The organism is Acidiferrobacteraceae bacterium (assembly GCA_037388825.1).
Lineage (GTDB): Bacteria > Pseudomonadota > Gammaproteobacteria > Acidiferrobacterales > JAJDNE01 > JARRJV01.
Map to the genome: position 1 here is coordinate 13,597 of JARRJV010000008.1, position 20,217 is coordinate 33,813.

Consider the following 20,217-nt stretch of genomic DNA (forward strand, 5'->3'; position numbering starts at 1 on the left):
GCGATGCTTCGGGCCATTCTCAAAAAGGAGATCCTGCTCACTCTGAGAGACATTCATGCGCTTGCTGTGCTGTTCGCCATGCCTGTGGCATTCATTCTGGTGATGTCCCTGGCCTTGCAGGATACGGACGAAGGTCAAGATCGAAAATTCGATGTGGCAATCCGGTTTGTGCATTCCGCCGATCGAAAGGCAGTGGGCGCGGAAAAACTGCTGTCTGCGAAGGGGTTCGAAATCGTGGATCTTGCTGATCGTACCGGTCAAGCCCGGGAGGACGGTCAGCGAAACTATATAGCCTGGTTGACCGTACCGGCCGGGTTCTTTGACCAGTTCCGAAATTCCGGAGGGGTTGGGGAACGACCGATCGAGGTGCGCTTCAAGGCGACAACGCCGCTGGCACTGCGGCAACTCCTCGTATCGTCGCTGCATCAGAATATTGCGGCGATCGCGCTGGATCGGCAGCTCCGGTTCCAGACCGGAGATCGCCGTCAGCGGGAAAAGCTGGCGGACCGATTCTTCGGAAGGAATCTGGTGTTGGAGACGACCGGCAAAAGCCGGACTTCGGCAGTCAGGCCGAGTTCAGTGCAGCAGAGCGTGCCGGCGTGGCTGATCTTTTCCATGTTCTTTGTTGTCATCCCGATCGCCACCACCCTGATCGTCGAGAAGCAGAACGGCACGCATCAGCGCTTGATGTCGATCCCCGTTTCCGGGGTCAAGCTGTTGCTCGGGAAGTTGATCCCCTATCTGACCATCAACCTGGTTCAGACCGTGCTCATGTTCCTGGTGGGTATCTATCTGGTCCCCCTGTTCGGCGGGACGGGGCTGACGATGCCGGCGCTGGCCTGGCCCCTGATCCCGATCTCTGTGTCGGTTGGTCTGGTCGCGATTGCGCTGGCGCTGCTGATCGCTACCATCGTCAGGACGACGGAGCAGGCAACCACGGTCGGGGGTGTGCTCAACCTGCTGTTGGCGGCCGTGGGAGGGATTATGGTGCCCACCTACGTGATGCCGGAGTTCATGCAAAAGGTTGCGGTCTATTCGCCCATGAACTGGGGCCTGGATGCCTACCTGACGATCCTGTTGGGCGAGGGTGGGGTGGTGGATGTGATGCCAAACATCGCCAGGCTGCTCGTCCTTGCTCTGGTCCTGTTCTCACTGGCGGTGGCCAACTACCGAAGAGTCGGGGCCTGAATGGCAAGGTACTATCGGAGGCGGAAACGGCCCAGGCGCTTGTGAAAACCGTGTTCGGCGTCGGCGATACCCAATAGCTTCACGGCCGCATCTTCGAAGGACTGATCGCCGCGGTGCTTGCTCAGGCGCGCACAGATGGCTGCAAATTCGCGCCACTGATCACCAATCAGCGTTAGTTCGTTCGAATACTCCTTCAGGGAATCGGAGTTCAACAGGTTTCCGGATTCCTGCAAAAAAGCGGCGTAGATATAGCGAAAGCCCGCGCCGCCGGTCCCGATCTCTTCCTGCATTCGTACGATATGCGCCATGAACAGTCGTGCGTAGCGGTCGTCCCGCGCGCCAAGCTTGCGTATGTATCGCGCCATCCGCCGGATGCCCGCCACGCCCGCCACCGGCACCGGATTCCTTGGGCCGTTCAGGCGGGCCATGAAACGGACCGCCTTGGGGATTACGACTCCATAGTCAATCGATTCCGGTACGTTCACCGGGTAGTACATCGAGCCTTTCGGTGCGAGGACACCCTTGGCGAAGCGCGCCTTGCGGATGCTGTCGGCCGGCGAGGTTACAAGGTGGGAAAACAGCGGATCGCTGATCTGGTAGTCACTGCCCTCCTTGTTGTACACGATGAGGTTGTGCGCATTGAAGTGGAAGCGCATGGCCTCCGGGAAATAGGGTAGAAAGAAGACGGACGTCTGCAGTCCTACTACCTTTCCATCTGCCAGCTGTCGGTCCAGTTCCCTCATTCCCGCCTGTTCGCTGCGGAAGGTTTCAAACCGGAAGCGCAATCCCGGCACTCGCCAGGACAGCAGGCGGAAGATCATTTTCGGCGGCAGGCGATAGGCGATCAGTGGCATGCCGTTGATCTTGATGGCCCGCAGGAACGCGAAGTTCATCGCGCCGGCAAGACCAAAAATCATTGGTTCGCTGATCTCAAGCCCGTTGTGACGGAGCAGATTCGAGATGACGCCGGTTTCGCAATGGGCGGACGGCCGGTGATCGAAATGGACATCCAGGCCGGTCATTCCGGGAGTCTCCGCAGCGTGTCGACGTCGATATCGAGTGCGCGGGCATAGGATTCGAGCTGCCGGGCCGAAAGCCGTGTGAATGCGGCAGGCCGGAAGTGACGGCGAACCTGCCATTGGAACCGGCCGGTGGCCTTGGCCAGCATGGGAAGGTCCATTCGTTGTACATACATGTGATATTCCAGGGGAGAGGTCTGGCCCGCGCGTGCCCGTAACAGCGCATCCGCGGTAAGGCGTTCGATCTCGCCCAGGGCCTCCTCGAGTGCCGTGGTTTCCACCTCCCAGCCGGACGTCTGGGCCAGTACGTAGTTGCCGTCCTTGTCCAGGACGTAGATACCCTTGGTTTCGCCGTTGTAGATGGGCGCCGGTTGCTGGGGAAGATTGTCTTTCTTCATACGACCGTCAGCAGCATGTAGGCACTGGAAAAGCGGCCGCTTTCAGGGATGAAGCATGAGCAACTCGTCCAGCATGATGTACATGGAAGCAGACCCGGTATTTCCCTTGGTGGATAGATTGCTGAACCACTTGTCTTCCGCAATCGGGAAACCGGAGCGCGCGAGGGCGTCAGCGTACGGTTTGAAGAAATACCTGGACGACAGGTGCGGCAGGAAGTAATCAATGGCCTCTGGCTCGATCCCGGTCTCCGCGCGGACAAGGTCCAGCGCCTTTATGCTGACATCCACGATGTGTTTGTTCAACAGGCGGACGTCCTGTTGAAGGGTCAGGATCGCGTTATTGCCCAGTTCATCGTGGCTGTAGTTGGTCCAGCCGTTCAGTCGTCCATCCGTATCCTTGGTGGCCCCGAAATACATGCAGCTTTCCAGCTCGTTGGCAAAGGAATACATCTTCAGCCATTCGACCCTCGCCGCGGTTCCCGGGGGATTCCGGTCCGCGTTTGGTTCCAGCAAGAAGGCGCCGGCACCGTCGGAAAGCAACCATCGCAGGAAGTCTTTTTCGAATACCAGTTCGGGACGTGCATTGATATCGTCTTCGGAATACTGCGGCTCCAGAAAGTATTTCTCGGAGCGAAGCATGACCGACGATATTTCCGATCCGGTAGAAACCGCCTTGTGGTGATCGCCACACTTCACCGACATGTACGCGTACTTGAGCGCGCTGATTCCGCTTAGGCAGATTCCAGAGGTGGCAACCACTTCGCATGGAGGGCTCTCCAGCTCGCCGTGGACCATGATTCCGTGATTTGGCGCGATCTGGTCGGCAAGCGTCGTACCGCAGGCGAGACAGTCGAGTTCCTGGAGCTGTTGTTTGTCGTCGAACAGCTGGCGTACGGCCTCAGCCGTGAGCTGGGCATTCGTGTACCGCGGTTCCCGGGTCTCGGGATCGAGCACATAGTAGCGTTCGACGATGCCGTTCTGGCGCAGGATGACCCGCTTCGTACGCGATGGCCGGTTTCCGATCAGGCCCAATACGTCCTCGATCCGGTCGTTGCCAACAGGCTCGTTGGGCAGTACCGCCGATGTACGGGTGATGTAGACGTCTGTCGCACTCACGAGAATTCTTCCATTCGCTCGGTGCCGGAGCCCGACGGCAGTTCAAAGCTTGTCTTGAGTTCCTGAAAACGCGTCCGCAGCAGGGATTGGAGAAGCCTTCGAATCACCATGGTCAGAGGAACCACCGTGATGATCATGCACACGAGGAAGACAATGTAGAGCAGCAGTACGATCCGGCGCGGGATGGAGGACTGATCACCAATCTTGCGAAGCAGTTTTCCCCAGATTCGGAAACTGCGATAGCCGATCTTCTCAGACTGGATCAGTGAGACATTGGCCGTCACCGCCCCGAGGCCGTTCAACAGCGGTGCGCCGCTGCGCTCCCGATCGCTTTTCAGGCCATCGACGATCGCCTTGCCGAATCTTTCGGAATCGGCGATCTGCTGTTCCGACAGACCCGCGGCGGGGAAACCCCAGAACGCGTTCTTGCGACCCGTTAGCACCCAGCGCGGGGTCGTGATGAAGCTGGCCATAGCGGGACTGGGATCGGTCAGCACCACGTTGTCCACCCGTTTCGCGCCCAGGGAATCCAGCATGCGGGTCATCGCAAGATGCGCCTGGGTCCACATGTTGCGACAGGCCACCAGGGTAACCACGGGGGTATCCCGGAAAACCGCGCGCGCGACGTCGCTCTTCAGGAAAGCCGTTGCCGGAAGCGATGGGGAGAGAAACCACACCTGATAGGCAAAGATTATCAGGTCAAAACGGTCGTCCTCGCAAAGCCCGGTTGGTTTCAGCGGCGGCGCGTCACCGTAAACGCATTCGGGGAAGATATTGAAAAAGCCCAGGAACGGCCAGGGAAACGGGAATGGCTCCGCCGGTTCGAGCGTCACGAATGTGGTTTCTATGGCGTCAGTGCCGAGGAGGGGTCGACACACGTTCTCGGTTACACGCGTCAGCTGGCCCGACTGGGAATACTGAACGATCAGGACCCTCTTGGGAGCGGACGCGGATGTGGGCATAACCTGTGAAACCCGGAGTGGGGCGCCCCGGGCAAGGACCCCTGATTCCTTGAATCGAAAACCGGTGTAGTAATTTATGCAATTTTTATAGCAGGGATTGGATAATCTCACAAGGCACAGCGCGCGGACGCCCACCGCACGGGCACCGCAACAACTTATCAAGCTCGCTTGGCGTGGGGTATAGTCCGGGCGGTGCGCCCGCGTCGGGCGTGGTACGGTTCCCAATGGAGCCACCAGCCCGGAACGGAAAAGCATGATCGAGAAAATTATCGGCGTTCTCGCCGCCTTCGTAATCTCCACAATAAACGCCATGGGCTATGGTGGCATCGTGTTGCTCATGGGCATCGAGAGCGCGTGCATCCCCTTGCCGTCCGAGATCATCATGCCGTTTTCCGGTTACCTGGTGTTCACCGGAGCCATGAATCTGTGGGCGGTGGCTACGGCCGGCGCGGTCGGATGTGTGCTCGGTTCGCTGGTGGCCTACGCCGTTGGTGCCTGGGGCGGGCGACCGCTGGTCGTGAAGTATGGCAAGTATGTATTGATCTCCCACCATGATCTGGACCTCGCCGATCGCTGGTTCCAGCGTCATGGCGACATCACCATCTTCGTCGGTCGCTTGTTGCCGGTGGTGCGCACCTTCATCGCGTTCCCTGCCGGCGTGGCGCGGATGCCCCTGTGGCGGTTTGTCGTATATACGTTCATCGGATCCTTTCTGTGGTGCCTGGGCCTGGCCTGGATCGGAATGAAGCTGGGAGAGAACTGGAATACCCTCGGTGTCTACTTCCATCGCTTCGATGTCCTGATCGGCGCGGTAATCGTTGCGGGTGTCGTCTGGTACGTCTGGAGACACCTGAAGAATCTGAAACGCGGCGCCTAGGTGTCCGCGGAAGCGGTGCGCACCATCAGGATGTTGCGATAGCCACCGGTATTGCGGACAAACCAGTCGGGTTCGCGCGCGTCACCTTCGGGAACGCGATGCGCCGCATAGCCCAGGTCGGCAAATGCCCGAAAGAATTCGTCGACGGAGACTCCGGCTGCCTCCAGGTCCGATGGTGAGAACTCGGTCAGTACAGGCGGAAAATCGTTGCGGCGCAGGGTCTCCTGCATGCCTGCAAGTACCCGCAATTCCACCCCCTGCACATCGATCTTCACCAGCGACACCGGCGTTCCTGCAAGTTCCGTATGCCCGGCCAGGAAATCGTCCAGGGTAGTGGCCTCGATCTCGATTCGCTTCGTGGACCGGGTATTGACCAGTTTGTGGTCGGTCGGTGCGAGATTGGAAAGATACAGGAACGCGGGCCCGGTTGTGTCCGACAGGGCCTTGGCCGATGCATTGATTCGGCCCCGGCAGGTTCGCGAGTCTACGAGCCGTTGAAGTTGGCGGAAGTTGCCCGGATCCGGTTCGAATGCCAGAACGGTGGCGGGCGAGCGGCGACAGATCATGCGTGCGAACGAGCCGATATTCGCACCGACATCAATCACCATCGTGTTGCGGCGAATGAAGGGCACGATGGCATCCATCGTCTTGCCTTCTGTGGCGTTCTTGTACAGAAAATAGGCTCTGCAATAGAACCATCCCGCAACACCGGAATGGAGATCAAGCCGCGATGCGAGCCAGCGATACCCCAGCACCAGCAGGCGCTCGGGGATCGAATTGAATTCGGTCTTGTCCATCGGTTTACCGGATTCGGCGTTGTGGTGGGCGAGCCGGGAGCGATCAGCGACTGTCCGATGCAGACACCCGGTACACGATCCCCGTCGAATGATCCACGGCGTAGAGCTCTCCCCGAGTGTCCTCACCAAAGCTGCTGATGTGCAGGTCCTGGTTCCGGATCAGGCGCATCTGCCGGGTCACCTTGTCGCGATCGCTGCGCAATCCCCAGATATTCCCGGTGACGTAGTCGGCATAGAGATATACACCGCACAGTCCCGGGATGGCAGACCCGCGATAGACGAAACCGCCGGTGATCGAATAACCAAGCGGGTGTCGATAGGTGAAGAGCGGGGGGATGTATGGGGATGGATCACAGTGTTCGTTGATGGCGGGGGTGCACTGGTTTCCCTCCATGACGTTCCAGCCGTAGTTTCCGCCCTTGCGGATGATGTCGACTTCCTCCACCTCGTCCTGCCCGACATCCGCGGCGATCAACCGGCCCGTTGCACGGTCGAAGGAGAAGCGCCACGGATTGCGCAGGCCCCAGGCCCAGATCTCAGCCCGGTGGCCCGGGCGACTGACGAAGGGATTGCCCTTCGGGATTGCGTAGGCAAGGGGCGGCTGTGCCCGGGAAACGTCGATGCGCAAGATGGCGCCCAAAAGGGAATCGGGGTTCTGGCCGTTCCCGCGTGGATCGTTGGCGCTGCCTCCATCGCCCAGCCCAATATAAAGGTAGCCATCCGGCCCGAAGGCAAGTTGGCCGCCATTGTGATTGCTGTAGGGCTGGCGGACGGTGAGCAGAATCTCTTCGCTGCCCGGGTCGGCGTCATCGCTGCTCGCGCGATGGAATCGGGAGATTACCGTGTGCAGACCGCCCCGACGCGCGGTGTAGTCGACATAGAACACGCCGCTGCGCCGGTAGTCCGGCGGAAAGGCGATGCTGAGCAGTCCGCGTTCACCGCCACTGGATACGCGATTGCGGATATCGAGGAAGGGTTTCGGGAGCAGTTTTCCGTTTTCAATGATCCGCACCCGGCCGGCCTGTTCGGTGACGAACAGGCGATCATCATCCGTGTGAGTGAGGTGCACGGGCCGGTGCAATCCCCTGGTTACCTTGACCAGCTGGATCCCGGGGATAGGCGCGCCGGGAGCAAGGGACTTGCAGGCGCCTGTGGCGGGTCCGGGTGCTGCGACGAAAAAAAGGCCTGCCAGCGGAGTCACAAGCACCGCACGGAACCCGTTCACCGGCCCGAATCCTCGTCCAACACAACGGCGCGCAGACGTTCGGCTGCAGCTTCGGGTGCCACCGTATTCACGAACAGTCCCGAGCCGAGTTCGAAGCCCGTGGGGATGCTGGTACGTGGGCAGATCTCCACGTGCCAGTGATAGCTTTCACCGCAGCCTTCGTGGCGCTCGTCGTGTGGCAGCGAGTGCAGAAAGTAGTTGTACTGGGCACCTCCCAGGACCGCGTCAAGTCTCGCCATGGTGCGCCGCAGCACACGGGCAAAGTCTTCCAGGTCACTTTCGGTGACGTCGAGGACGTCCGCCTGATGCACGAGCGGAAGGATGTGTACCTCCCATTCATAGCGGCTGGCGAACGGCTTGATCGCAATGAAGCGTTCTCCTTTTTCGACAATGTATTGGCCGACGTTGATCTGACGCCGGATCTCACCCGATTCCCGGTCGTACAGGGTTGCCTCGAAGGTGAGTGCTTCATCGATCAGGGTGCAGAAGATGCAGTGGTTCTGACGTGCGTAGTAGTCGCGACTGTTTTCCACCTCTATGGCGACATTGTCGGGGACGACCGGTGTCGCGATCAGCTGGCTGTGGGTATGGGGAATGCTTCCGCCGGCCGCGGGGCCGAAGTTCTTGAACACCAGCACGTACCGCAGGCGCGAATCGGATCGATACAGTTGTGCCATTCGATCGCGGAAGGCGCCGAACATGGCAGCGATATGGGAATCGGACATTTCATGCACGGCAATGCCGTGGAACGGGTGATCGATGATGACCTCGTGCCGACCGTAGCCATCGATGGCCTGCTGGAGTCCGAATGCAAAATTCTGGTTGGCCCGGTCGTCGCCCAGCACCGGGTACAGGTTCTCGACGATCCGTACCTGCCAGTCCCCGTGATGCGGATAGCGGGCAATCTCGGGCGGGGTCATGTGTTCATTGCCGGTACAGAAGGGGCAGGTGTCCACATGGGAGCGCGTGTCTCGCGGCGCCCGTTCTTCGTCTTTCTTGGGCCGCATGCCGCGGGCGGTGGCCACCAGCACCGATTCGCTGGGTACTACCGGGTTGATGCGGATTTCACGAAGTGCCTGGTCAGCTTTGCTCACGTCATATCACCGACTGGAATGGCGCTAGGGTAGCAGCGGGGCGGGGCGTTTGCACCCGATCCGACCTGGCGGCTCCGGTTCCGGAGGCTCCCTTGTTTTCGGCCGATGGGGCAAGTAGTATCGCCAACGTCGTTAGTCCCTCAGCGGAATCTCTACGAGTCATGTTTCACGGCAGCATGGTCGCCCTGGTAACGCCGATGCACGATGACGGTGCCGTCGACGTGCCCGCCCTGCAGCGCCTGGTGGATTTCCACGTCGAGAATGGTACCGATGCGATCGTCGCCGTGGGCACGACCGGAGAATCGGCCACCCTGGCCATGGATGAGCACTGTCAGGCCATCGCCACGGTCGTGCAGAGGGCCGGCGGCCGGGTGCCGGTAATTGCGGGAACCGGGGCGAATTCGACGTCCGAGGCGATCGAACTCACGCGATGTGCCCAGGAAGCCGGGGCCGACGCCTGTCTACTGGTTACACCTTACTATAATAAGCCCACCCAGGAAGGACTGTACCTGCACCACAAGGCGGTGGCCGACGCGGTGCCGGTGCCGCAGATTCTGTATAACGTCCCGGGGCGAACTGCCGTGGACATGTTGCCCGCGACGGTGGCCCGGCTGGCGGAGGTTTCCAATATCGTCGGAATCAAGGAGGCCACGGGCGATCTGGAGCGGGCCCGGCAAATCCTGGAACTCTGCGGAGAGGGGCTGGACGTCTATTCCGGGGATGATGTTACTGCCCTGGACCTGATTCTGATCGGCGCCAAGGGCGATATTTCCGTTACGGCCAATGTGGCTCCCGGACTGATGCATGAGATGTGCGAAGCAGCCCTGGCCGGTGACGCGCCCAGGGCGCGTGCACTCAATGAGCGCTTGATGCCCCTGCATCGTTCACTGTTTCTCGAATCCAACCCCATTCCCGTCAAATGGGCGCTGCACGAAATGGGTTTGATTGGCGGTGGTATTCGACTGCCGCTTACACCGCTGGCGGAGCAGTATCACGAACCCGTCCGCGACGCCTTGCGCGCTGTGGAAGTGATTCAGTGAACGCCGGCTCAATACGAATACGGTATTTTCATGACACAAAGAAATCTGATTAGGGCGATCGGCGTGATCGCGGTCGCATCGGTAATCGCGGCTTGCAGTACTGGTCCGAGAGATATCGTCGATTACAAATCGACCGCGGTGCAATCGAAGCTCGAAGTACCGCCCGGTCTGGACGAGTTACCCGCAAGTGGCGACGACACGGCGGGCGCAACGACCTACAGCGGGTTTAGTGCGGAACAGACGACCAAGGGCGCCCAAACCGGAGGCGTTCTACCCCAGTACTCCAAGGTGAAGCTGCAACACGGTTACGGGGAATACTGGCTGCTGGTCGACGCAAAGCCGGATGATGTCTGGCCCCGGGTGCGTGAGTTTGTTTTTAGCCTGGGCTTGACCATTGCTCGGGAAAACAAGACAACCGGTATGATCGAGACCAACTGGGCCGAGAACCGGGCGAAACTGGGCAAGGGTTTCTTTTCCGGGGTGTGGAACCCGTTTGCAAGCACGGGTCAGCGTGACCGCTATCGCTTCACCCTGCAGCGCGGCAACACGCCCGGCACGACCGAGGTCCATCTGGTGCACCAGGAGATGCGTCAGGTTACGGCCGCCGCCGATGTCGAAGGAACCTATCGCACGGTGTATGAGCCAGCGCCTCCGGACTACCAGGTCGAGGCCGAGGTGTTGCGCCTGCTGATGGTGCGCATGGGAGTCGGCCAGGCTGCATCAAGATCAATGGTTGCTTCCTCCGGAATTGCCATGCCCCGGGCCATCGCGGGGCAGCAGGGTTTGGTCTTGCGGGAACCGCTGGACCACGCCTGGACCCGGGTTGGGCTTACGCTGGAGCGTACCGCGGGGGTGAGCATCGCAGACCAGGATCAGGCGAAAGGGGTATACTCCATCCGTGTTTCCAGCCCTGATGACAAGAACAAAAAGCCCGGTTTCATTGGTCGTCTCTTTGGTGAAAAGGCGGGCTCCAAGGTGTATCAGTACCAGATTGCACTCACATCCCAGGGTGACGGAGACAAGACCACTCTTGCCCTCAACGACTCGAAGGGAAAACGGGTCACTACAGACGCGGGCAAGGCGTTTCTCAAGCAGCTTCTGGAGCAGTTGCGATAGGCGCGGGCCTGCCCGCGTTCGCCGCTGGCCAGTGAGGGGAGGGCGGCATGCGGTTTGCCTATCTCGGTAGCGGTAGCCGTGGAAACGCGGCCGTCGTGGAGAGCGGCGATACCCGTATCCTGCTCGATTGCGGATTCACTCTTCGAGAAACCGAGGCTCGCCTGGCGCGCCTGGGGCTGGATGCCGATGCACTATCAGGCGTCTTGCTGACCCACGAACATAGCGATCACATGAGCGGAATCGGCCCCCTGGCAAGACGGTACGGCGTTCCGGTATGGATGACCCGGGGCACCCGCCGCGCGATTGAGAATCGGGCGGGAACTCTGCCCGACGTGCGCCACTTCGACCCGCACGAGAGTTTCGAGATCGGCGATCTGCAGCTGCATCCCTTTCCCGTGCCCCATGATGCGCTGGAGCCTGCGCAATTTGTGTTTAGCGACGGCGACGTTCGCCTGGGCATATTGACCGACATCGGCCGCCCGACGGCCCATGTCGAGTCCATGTTGAGCGGGTGCGACGCGCTTGCCCTGGAATGCAATCACGACCGGGCCATGCTTGCGCGGGGCCCGTACCCGCAGTCCCTGAAAACCCGCATCGGCGGCGGCGAGGGGCATCTTGATAACAACAGTGCGGCGGAACTTCTGGAGCGGATCGATTCCACGCGCCTGCAACACCTGATCGCGGTACACTTGAGCGAAACGAACAATCTGCCGACCCTGGCTCAGGCAGCGCTGGCCGGCGCCCTTGGCTGCGGTGCCGATTTCGTCCAGGTCGCCGACCAGGAAGCTGGACTTTCGTGGCAAGGCATCAGTTGATCGAAACCACAATTTCATGACCGCATCGCCCTCATCCAGATCCGCCGGCGCAATTGACCGGGTGACCGACGTGTTGCACTTGGCCGGTGCCCCGGCACTGTCCCCGTTCCGGCGAGAACGCCTGCTGACTGAACTCCAGCGCAAGGTTCCGCGGGTACAGTCCGTGACGGCGGAGTACCGCCACGTGGTGGCACTCAGCGCTCCCCTGGACGAGAAGGATTCACAGCTGCTTTCGCGTCTTTTGACCTACGGCCCGCAGGGTTCCGGCTCGTCCCTGGAGAACATTGATCTGATGGTGGTGCCGCGCCTGGGCACGATCTCGCCGTGGGCCAGCAAGGCCACGGACATTGCCCATCACTGTGGACTGGAAGCCATCGTCCGTATCGAGCGCGGAGTCGTTTGGCGATTTGAAACCGGCGGGGAATCCCTGAGTGATGACGAGCGCGACGCCGTACTGCCGTTGATCCACGACCGCATGACCGAATCCGTGCTGGCGGACGAAACGGCGGCGGATGCCTTGTTTGCATCGGCGACCCCGGCCCCGGTTCGCGTGGTGGATGTGCTTGGCGGCGGAGCGGAGGCCCTGCAGGCCGCCAATCGGGAACTGGGTCTGGCGCTGTCACCCGACGAGATCGATTACCTGGTCGAGAACTTCACCCGTGCCGGCGTAAACCCCACGGACATGGAGTTGATGATGTTTGCCCAGGCGAACTCCGAGCACTGTCGACACAAGATCTTCAATGCCGACTGGATTGTCGACGGACGCAAGGCCGACCGTTCCCTGTTCGGGATGATTCGCTATACCGAGGAGCAAAACCCGAAGGGTACGGTGCTGGCCTACAAGGACAATGCCGCTATCATGCAGGGCGGTAGCGCCGCCTGGCTGGGTCCTGATCCGGATACCGGCGAGTACCGATTTGTGCAGGACGAGCTGCATATCATCATGAAGGTGGAGACCCACAACCATCCTACCGCGATTTCGCCCGATCCCGGCGCCGCCACCGGATCCGGCGGTGAGATTCGCGATGAGGGGGCGACCGGGCGCGGGGCCAAGCCCAAGGCCGGCGTAACCGGATTCTCGGTCTCGAATCTTCGCATCCCGGGCGCCGAACAGCCCTGGGAAGTGGACCATGGCAAGCCGGCACGCATCGTCGGCGCACTCGACATCATGATCGACGGGCCCATCGGTGGCGCCTCCTTCAACAACGAGTTCGGCCGGCCCAACATCGGCGGCTACTTCCGGACCTTCGAACTGGAAGTGGATGGCGAGGTGCGCGGGTACCACAAGCCCATCATGCTGGCTGGCGGCGTCGGCAATGTGCGCGCACAAAACTCCATCAAGGCCGAGATCTCGCCCGGTGCCCAACTCGTGGTCCTCGGTGGACCGGCAATGTTGATCGGTCTGGGTGGCGGGGCCGCCTCCAGCATGGCCACCGGTACCAGCGCCGAAGATCTGGACTTTGCCTCCGTGCAGCGCAGCAACGCCGAGATGCAACGACGTTGCCAGGAGGTGATCGACCGCTGTACCACGCTGGGCCCCGGCAATCCAATCATTTCCATTCACGATGTGGGTGCCGGTGGTCTGTCCAATGCGCTTCCCGAACTGGTTGATGACTCGGCCCGCGGTGGGCGATTCCATCTGCGCGAGATACCCAACGACCAGCCAGGCATGTCTCCCATGGAGATCTGGTGCAATGAATCCCAGGAGCGCTACGTACTTGCCGTGGAGCCGGCCAAGCTCGACGTGTTCCGACGTCTGTGCGACCGGGAGCGCTGTCCCTATGCCGTGATCGGCGAGGCAACGGAGGAACGTCATCTGTCCGTCGACGATTCCTACTTCGCAACACAGGCAATTGAGGACGCTGCCACGGCCGCGCGCAAGGAACGTCCGATCGACATGGACCTTTCGGTTCTGCTGGGAAAGCCGCCGAAGATGTTGCGCGACGTCGAACACCGAAAACGCAAGCTGCCGAAGTTCTCTACCCGCGGGATCGATGTCAGTGACGCTGCCTATCGAGTCCTGCGGCTGCCGACCGTCGCAAACAAGAATTTCCTGATCACCATTGGTGATCGCAGCGTCACCGGTCTGGTATGCCGCGATCAGATGGTGGGTCCCTGGCAGGTGCCGGTGGCCGATGTCGCGGTCACGGCGACCGGTTATCGCGCGAACACGGGTGAGGCCATGGCGATGGGCGAGCGTACTCCCCTGGCGCTGATCGATCCCGCGGCGGCAGGACGGATGGCTGTGGGCGAGGCCGTAACGAATCTTGCCGCCGCCCGTATCGAAAAACTTCTGGACGTAAAACTGTCCGCCAACTGGATGGCCGCAGCAGGACATCCGGGCGAGGATGCCGCGCTGTACGATACGGTACGCGCGGTGGCGATGGAATTGTGCCCGGTCCTCGGGGTTTCGATACCCGTGGGCAAGGACTCCATGTCCATGAAGACGGTCTGGCAGGACCAGGAAGGCGAATCCCGTTCCGTAACCGCGCCCCTTTCACTGATCGTGACCGCCTTCGCGCCGGTGTGGGACGTACGCAAGACCCTGACACCGCAGCTGCGCACCGACAAGGGGCCCAGTGATCTGATTCTTCTGGATCTGGGTAAGGGAAAAAACCGCCTCGGCGGTTCCGCCCTCGCCCAGGTGTACGGCCAGAGCGGCAACAAGACACCGGACGTGGACGACCCGCGGGTCCTGCGCCTGTTCTTTCACCTGATCCAGGCCGTGAACCAGTTGGGCTATGTACTGGCCTACCATGACCGTTCCGATGGCGGCCTGTTCGTGGCCCTGTGCGAGATGGCCTTTGCCGGCCACGCGGGTGTGGACGTGGACCTGTCAAGGCTTGGGCGCGATCCGGTGGCGGCCCTGTTCAACGAGGAGCTCGGTGCGGTGATTCAGGTTCCACGGGAACGACGCGAAGGCATTCTGGGCGCCTTCCGCAAGGCCGGCCAAGGACGCTATACCCACCTGATCGGCACCGTGACCGCGGACGATCGTGTCTGCATCCGGCACAGGAACCGAACGATCCTGGACGAGCCCCGGGTCGACCTGCAAAGGGCCTGGTCGGAAACGAGCTATCAGATCCAGAGTCTGCGCGACAATCCGCTGTCCGCGCAGCAGGAGTTCGACCGGATTCTGGATCGCGGCGATACCGGTCTGTACGCACAGGCCAGTTTCGATGTGCAGGAAGACATCGCCGCACCGTTCGTGGCCCGGGGCGAACGACCGCGGGTCGCAATACTGCGTGAGCAGGGCGTGAACGGTCATGTCGAGATGGCGGCCGCATTTGACCGCGCGGGGTTCGCCGCGGTCGACGTGACCATGAGCGATATCATCGACGGGCGTGTGTCACTCAGGGACTATCATGGTGCCGTGGCCTGCGGCGGGTTTTCCTACGGTGATGTACTTGGCGCCGGAGAGGGCTGGGCCAAGTCCATCCTCTTCAATGCGCGCGCCCGGGATGAATTCTCCGCATTCTTCCAACGCGGCGACAGTTTCGCCCTCGGGGTGTGCAACGGTTGCCAGATGATGTCCAATCTGCACGAACTGATCCCTGGCGCCGAACTGTGGCCCCATTTCGTACGCAACGACTCCGAACAGTTCGAAGCGCGGGTATGCATGGTGCAGATTCCGGAAAACACGTCCTTGTTTCTTTCCGGAATGAACGGCTCACACCTTCCGGTAGTGGTAGCCCATGGCGAAGGACGGGCCGAGTTTCGTGAGCCGGGGGACATGGAGCAGTTGATTGTAGGCAGGCAGATCACCCTGGCGTTCGAAGACTATGCCGGACGACTGGCGGAAACCTACCCCTGGAACCCCAACGGTTCGCCCCATGGCATCACCGGATTGACGACCCCGGACGGTCGTTTCACGATCATGATGCCGCACCCGGAGCGGGTTTTCCGTACCGTCAGTAACTCCTGGCATCCGGACGAATGGGGCGAGGACGGACCCTGGATGCGCATGTTCCGCAATGCACGCGTCTGGGTTGGATAGAAACAGCAGCTGTGGGGCCGGCTTCCGGAACCATCGCGATCAACGGGAATCAGAGTGATGATGAATAAACACAAGTGCAGAAAATATGCGGTATTGCCCTTTATATTGCTGGCTCTTGGCGGTTGCGCCACGGCTACCGGGGACACGGGCAAAGCCACCAATCAGGCAAATACTACGGAACTGCAGCAACTGCGCAAGGAGGTTGAGGCATTGCGCAAGGAAAATGCCGCTCTCAAACGCATGCTTCCGCAGAACAATGGACCCATTCGACCGGGCCCGGCACAAGTGAAGTATGGCGGTGCACCGGTCATGGGTGACCCAAAGGCAAAAGTGGCGATCATCGAGTTTTCCGACTACGAGTGCCCATTCTGCCGGCGCTATCACCGGTCCACCTTCCGGCAGATCAAGCACCAATATATTGATAAGGGGCGCGTCCAGTACCGCTACCGCGATTTCCCCCTGAGCTTCCATCCCCACGCCCGCACCGCCGCGGTCGCGGCCCATTGTGCCGGGGCCCAGGGCGAATACTGGGGTATGTTGCATGAGTTGTTCTCCCATGATCGCCTCGGCGTAGGTGCCTATCGCAAATATGCGAAGTTCATGCACCTGGACGGGGACAAGTTTGACCGCTGTCTTGCCGACAGCGCCCCACTCGCATTGGTGAAGAAGAACTGGGACTATGGACGCAGTCTGGGTGTCGACGGGACACCCGCGTTTTTCATCGGCAAGGTGGACGGCGACCACATCACCAACGTCACCATGGTCATCGGCGCGCTCCCGTTCGCCGCTTTTGAGCAGGTGCTGGACGCCACACTGAAGGGTGCCGCCGGCTAATCCGGTTCCGCCGCGGACAAGAGCGGCGGAACCGGACAATGCAGGCTGGCGCAGACCAGGCGAAGCAGTTCCGACTCGCCCAGGGTCAGTTTCCCGTCCCGGGAAACCGTCGTAACCAACGCCTTGATCAGTTCCTGCTTCACCATCGGAAGCAGCACATCCAGCCTCGTCAATGCACGGTCCAGTGGTTCGACCCAGTGTTCTATCGGAACGTATCGAAGCGCAACATTGGGCAAGAGTTGGTGTATGCCTGCATCGAAAGCGTGTGCAGCGTCCTGCCCATCGTCAGTACCGGCTCTTGCGACCACGGAAAACAGAGTCTGTAGTTCCTCCGTTCGCGCGATGAGCTTGGGTCGACGTGTGATGCTCGCCGGACCCTGCGGTGCGAGCGCTTCCGCCAGGTGGATGCGAATCAGGCGCGCAAGCACGTAGTCGAGTACGGTCAGGGATGCATCCATGGCAACTAGTTCGCCAACCAGGGAAACCAGCGTGCGGAGCTGGGTTTCGGGCCGGTGTCGAAGGGCGGGGAAACAGATTTCCAGCAGGGGGACGCGAAGTGCGGGGTCCAAACGCAGGATCATCTCCTCGATCGACTTCATGCGTTGCTCATTTTCCGGCGTCATGCGGACGCGCTCGCGGATTCGTGCGTGTTGTCGTTCTCGCACTGGCGGATCGGGACTGAGAATCAGGGTCAGGACCAGGGCCAGGGCGTCGGTCGGTGAGTGAGCGGCGTCCCGGAGCGCGGATGGAAGATTGTCGTGATGCTGATGGGCCGCGCCCAGTGCGGCGCTGCCAGGATTGCCAATGGCGGCAATGACCGATAGCGGCAACCACGCTGCTTCCTGTGCGGGGGTAGGGGGCTTTTCCACAGGTGGCGGCGGTGTCTGCACCCGCGGCGCCAGCCGGATCTCATCCAGTTCCGAGGGATCGAACGACGGTTCCAGGGCGCGAATCCGTTCGAGTATCGGTGGATGGGTGGCAAACATCTGCGTCAACAGGGAACTCTTTTCCGCCAGCAGCATGTGCGAGACCTCTTCCGTGTCTGCGCCCGAAATCACGGCGCGAAGAGGGGAGACGGCAATCTTTTTCAGCGCGCCGGCGATTCCGTGGGGGTTGCGCGTGAACTGTACCGCCGAGGCATCGGCGAGGGATTCCCGCTGGCGGGATACGATGGCCTTGATCCAGCGCGTCAACAACACACCAATGTAACCGATCGCGGCAAGGGCAACGCCCAGCAGCAAGATCAGGAGGACCGCCTTGCCGGCATCCCGCCCGACACGACCCCGGCGTGTCGTCACGCCCCGCAGGATGGTTCGGCCGACCAGGGCGATCACCAGAATCCCGAACGTGACACCCACCAGGCGGGTATTGAGACGCATATCGCCGTTCAGGACGTGGCTGAACTCGTGTGCGACAACGCCCTGCAATTCGTCCCGCGTCAACACTTCCAGGGAGCCCCGGGTTACAACAATCGCGGCATCGCTGATACCGAATCCGGCCGCGAAGGCATTGATGCCGCCTTCGTTTTCCAGCACATACACATCCGGTACGGGGACGCCGGAGGCGATGGCCATCTCCTCGACGATGTTCAACAGCTGGCGTTTCTGGGGATCACCGGTACCGGTGTCGACCAGGGTGCCACCGAGGGAGCGCGCCAGAGTGCCGCCACCACCGGCCAGGCTGAAGATGCGAAAGAGGCTGGCCCCGCCGACGAGCACGGCGACGGTGACGCTGGACCACAGTACGGCCTCGGGGTGCTGGCCCGCCCAGGCATAGTAGGCCCGCGGCGGGAGATAGGGATCCGTGTTGATAATGGTGAGCATCGCCAGAATGGCAAGGTCGGTGATGGCAACGACGACCAGCGTCGCCAGAATGAACAGCAGCACGGCGATCACCGTGTATCGCCGTGAGCGTTGTTGTTGCTCGAAGAAGTTCACGCAGGCAGCCGCGCGACGCGGCAGGCGCTAGAACGAGACCTTGGGTACGGCGCGCTTTGATTCGTCTTCGATTTCAAGCAGAGTTCCCGGCTTGAAATGGAATGATCCCGCGATAAACGAACTGGGAAACATCTCACACGCGTTGTTGTAGTCCATCACCGAATCGTTGTACGCCTGGCGCGCGAACGCCACCTTGTTTTCGGTACTGGTCAGTTCCTCCGACATCTGCATCATGTTCTGATTGGCCTTCAGGTCCGGATAGGCTTCCACCACCGCCAGCAGCCGGGAAAGGGCTCCGGTCAACGCGGATTCGGCGCCACCCAGCTTCTGAATGGCTTCGGCCGACGCCGGGTCGGCGGAGGCGTGCTTCAGGCCCGCCACCGCGGCATTGCGTGCGGCCACCACGGCCTCCAGGGTTTCCCGCTCGTGCTTCATGTAGCCCTTCGCGGTTTCCACCAGGTTGGGGATGAGATCATGGCGACGTGTCAGCTGGACATCGATTTGTGCGAAGGCGTTTCGGAACCGGTTGCGCAGAACGACCAGCCGGTTGTACAGAACGATGACGAAGACGAGCAGGGCGACAATGATGCCGATGAAAATCAAGCCTCCCATGATTTCACTCCTGTGTATTCATTATTTGGTAGCTAGTTATGTCCTTGTCCAGTATAGCTGCAATCGGGAACTGCGGTCTTCCCGTTTTCCGCTTGATGGTGCGGGCTGGACGCACCGGGCGGAGTTGGCCAATATGTAAGGAATGGTTACAGCCTGTCAGGATGGCGGGAGAGGGTGATGGCAACCACGGAACGATTTTCTTCCTTTGTTGAATTCTGGCCATTCTACGTGTGCGAACACAGTGTGCCGGCAACGCGCATCCTTCATTTTGTCGGGACCGCAACCATCGCTCCGCTGGCCGCCGCCGCGATCCTGTACAGCCCCTGGTTTTTCCTGGCCATACCGTTCAGCGCATATGGCTTCGCCTGGATCGCCCATTTCCTCGTTGAGCGCAATCGTCCAGCGACCTTCACCTACCCGGTGTGGTCGCTCATGGGCGACTTCAGGATGTTTGCGCTGATGTGCGCGGGACGAATGAGTAAAGAAGTACAGAGGTGTCAGCATTTGCGTTCGAGTTCGTAGGGGGACCCTTGTTTGACCGACAGTTGACGCACCTTGTCCTCCTTGCCCTGCTCCTTGCGGGCTTGTACACGGTCATCGGCGACAATGCCCTGCGTGGCCAGTGGCTCGGCCTGGACACGAAACGCTGGATCATCTGTGCGGCCCTGGTGCCAATCCTGCATCAGGTATATGTCTGGTTTGCGTGGCGCACCGAGGAGTACCACCAATGGTTCAGCCGCCGCTTCGGATCCTGGGCCTTCCCGGTCTATGGGGCCGTGTTCGTGATGTTGTTGGTGTCCCGGCTCCTGTCGGTCCTGGCCCTGGCAATTGCCAACCATGGAACCATCGGGTTCAGCCCGACGGTCGGATGGTTTTTGTCCCTGCTACTGGCGATCCCGCTTGTGTACCTGTTCTACTCGGTAGCGCGGTATTTCACGTTCCGGCGTGCCATGGGTATCGACCATTTCGATGCCAGCTACCTCGATCTGCCATTGGTGCGCCAGGGTATTTTCCGCCTCAGCCCGAACGCGATGTATGTCTTCGGATTCCTTGTGTTGTGGATTCCGGGGTTGGCCCTGCGCTCGGAGGCGGCGCTGTGGCTGGCCCTGTTCAACCATCTTTATATCTGGGTTCACTACTATACAATCGAGCTTCCGGATCTGCGCCGCCTGTACAAGACACCGGTATAG

The 20,217-nt window shown here is 60.8% G+C and carries 18 protein-coding genes; 9 read left to right on the plus strand and 9 right to left on the minus strand.

Going from position 1 to position 20,217, the window contains the following annotated elements:
- The first annotated feature begins 3 nt into the window (after positions 1-3).
- A complete protein-coding gene (locus tag P8X48_02410; protein ID MEJ2106167.1) occupies positions 4-1,188 on the plus strand; it encodes an ABC transporter permease in 1,185 nt (394 codons plus the stop codon).
- An 11-nt stretch (positions 1,189-1,199) separates the two neighbouring features.
- Here the strand turns inward: P8X48_02410 and P8X48_02415 are convergent, their stop codons facing one another.
- From P8X48_02415 to P8X48_02430, 4 genes are read right to left on the minus strand one after another with little or no spacing between them, the layout of a single operon-like run.
- A complete protein-coding gene (locus tag P8X48_02415; GenBank protein ID MEJ2106168.1) occupies positions 1,200-2,210 on the minus strand; it encodes a BtrH N-terminal domain-containing protein in 1,011 nt (336 codons plus the stop codon).
- Positions 2,207-2,605: a hypothetical protein gene (locus tag P8X48_02420; GenBank protein ID MEJ2106169.1), complete on the minus strand. Its 399-nt coding sequence runs from the start codon at positions 2,603-2,605 to the stop codon at positions 2,207-2,209. The genes P8X48_02415 and P8X48_02420 overlap by 4 nt, the downstream gene beginning before the upstream one ends.
- A 42-nt stretch (positions 2,606-2,647) precedes the next feature.
- The gene (locus P8X48_02425; GenBank protein ID MEJ2106170.1) at positions 2,648-3,721 is read right to left on the minus strand and encodes a StlD/DarB family beta-ketosynthase; all 1,074 of its coding nucleotides are present in this window, start codon (positions 3,719-3,721) and stop codon (positions 2,648-2,650) included.
- Positions 3,718-4,683 (minus strand): dialkylresorcinol condensing enzyme, encoded by a 966-nt coding sequence (locus P8X48_02430; protein MEJ2106171.1) that lies wholly within the window; start codon positions 4,681-4,683, stop codon positions 3,718-3,720. Before P8X48_02430 ends, P8X48_02425 begins: the two co-directional genes overlap by 4 nt.
- Positions 4,684-4,936: 253 nt before the next feature.
- On the opposite strand from P8X48_02430, the gene P8X48_02435 reads away from it, so the two are divergent.
- Positions 4,937-5,560 (plus strand): DedA family protein, encoded by a 624-nt coding sequence (locus tag P8X48_02435; protein MEJ2106172.1) that lies wholly within the window; start codon positions 4,937-4,939, stop codon positions 5,558-5,560.
- Here P8X48_02435 and P8X48_02440 read toward each other — a convergent pair.
- From P8X48_02440 to P8X48_02450, 3 genes are read right to left on the minus strand one after another with little or no spacing between them, the layout of a single operon-like run.
- Positions 5,557-6,357, minus strand: coding sequence for an FkbM family methyltransferase (locus tag P8X48_02440; GenBank protein ID MEJ2106173.1), 801 nt, complete (start codon positions 6,355-6,357; stop codon positions 5,557-5,559). The genes P8X48_02435 and P8X48_02440 overlap by 4 nt on opposite strands.
- A 43-nt stretch (positions 6,358-6,400) precedes the next feature.
- Positions 6,401-7,582: a PQQ-dependent sugar dehydrogenase gene (locus tag P8X48_02445; protein MEJ2106174.1), complete on the minus strand. Its 1,182-nt coding sequence runs from the start codon at positions 7,580-7,582 to the stop codon at positions 6,401-6,403.
- Positions 7,579-8,676, minus strand: coding sequence for a hypothetical protein (locus tag P8X48_02450; GenBank protein MEJ2106175.1), 1,098 nt, complete (start codon positions 8,674-8,676; stop codon positions 7,579-7,581). Before P8X48_02450 ends, P8X48_02445 begins: the two co-directional genes overlap by 4 nt.
- 161 nt (positions 8,677-8,837) lie before the next feature.
- Between P8X48_02450 and dapA the strand changes: the two genes are divergently transcribed.
- Genes dapA through P8X48_02475 form a run of 5 tightly spaced genes read left to right on the plus strand, consistent with a single transcriptional unit; the run spans position 8,838 to position 16,478 of the window.
- The gene (dapA, locus tag P8X48_02455) at positions 8,838-9,716 is read left to right on the plus strand and encodes a 4-hydroxy-tetrahydrodipicolinate synthase (GenBank protein ID MEJ2106176.1); all 879 of its coding nucleotides are present in this window, start codon (positions 8,838-8,840) and stop codon (positions 9,714-9,716) included.
- Between the two features lie 30 nt (positions 9,717-9,746).
- Entirely contained in the window at positions 9,747-10,832 is a 1,086-nt protein-coding gene (bamC, locus tag P8X48_02460; protein MEJ2106177.1) for an outer membrane protein assembly factor BamC, read from the plus strand.
- Positions 10,833-10,879: 47 nt separating this feature from the next.
- Positions 10,880-11,647, plus strand: coding sequence for an MBL fold metallo-hydrolase (locus P8X48_02465; protein ID MEJ2106178.1), 768 nt, complete (start codon positions 10,880-10,882; stop codon positions 11,645-11,647).
- Between the two features lie 16 nt (positions 11,648-11,663).
- Positions 11,664-15,644: a phosphoribosylformylglycinamidine synthase gene (purL, locus tag P8X48_02470; protein MEJ2106179.1), complete on the plus strand. Its 3,981-nt coding sequence runs from the start codon at positions 11,664-11,666 to the stop codon at positions 15,642-15,644.
- Positions 15,645-15,701: 57 nt separating this feature from the next.
- On the plus strand, positions 15,702-16,478 hold the full coding sequence (locus P8X48_02475) for a thioredoxin domain-containing protein (GenBank protein ID MEJ2106180.1): 777 nt from the start codon (positions 15,702-15,704) through the stop codon (positions 16,476-16,478).
- Here the strand turns inward: P8X48_02475 and P8X48_02480 are convergent.
- Entirely contained in the window at positions 16,475-18,415 is a 1,941-nt protein-coding gene (locus P8X48_02480; protein MEJ2106181.1) for a M48 family metallopeptidase, read from the minus strand. The two genes, P8X48_02475 and P8X48_02480, sit on opposite strands and share 4 nt — an antisense overlap.
- Before the next feature lie 27 nt (positions 18,416-18,442).
- Positions 18,443-19,027: a LemA family protein gene (locus P8X48_02485; GenBank protein MEJ2106182.1), complete on the minus strand. Its 585-nt coding sequence runs from the start codon at positions 19,025-19,027 to the stop codon at positions 18,443-18,445.
- A 177-nt stretch (positions 19,028-19,204) separates the two neighbouring features.
- Here P8X48_02485 and P8X48_02490 point away from each other — a divergent pair, with 177 nt between their 5' ends.
- Both P8X48_02490 and P8X48_02495 read left to right on the plus strand, forming a co-directional pair.
- Positions 19,205-19,549 (plus strand): DUF962 domain-containing protein, encoded by a 345-nt coding sequence (locus P8X48_02490; protein MEJ2106183.1) that lies wholly within the window; start codon positions 19,205-19,207, stop codon positions 19,547-19,549.
- Positions 19,522-20,217: a methyltransferase gene (locus tag P8X48_02495; GenBank protein MEJ2106184.1), complete on the plus strand. Its 696-nt coding sequence runs from the start codon at positions 19,522-19,524 to the stop codon at positions 20,215-20,217. The genes P8X48_02490 and P8X48_02495 overlap by 28 nt, the downstream gene beginning before the upstream one ends.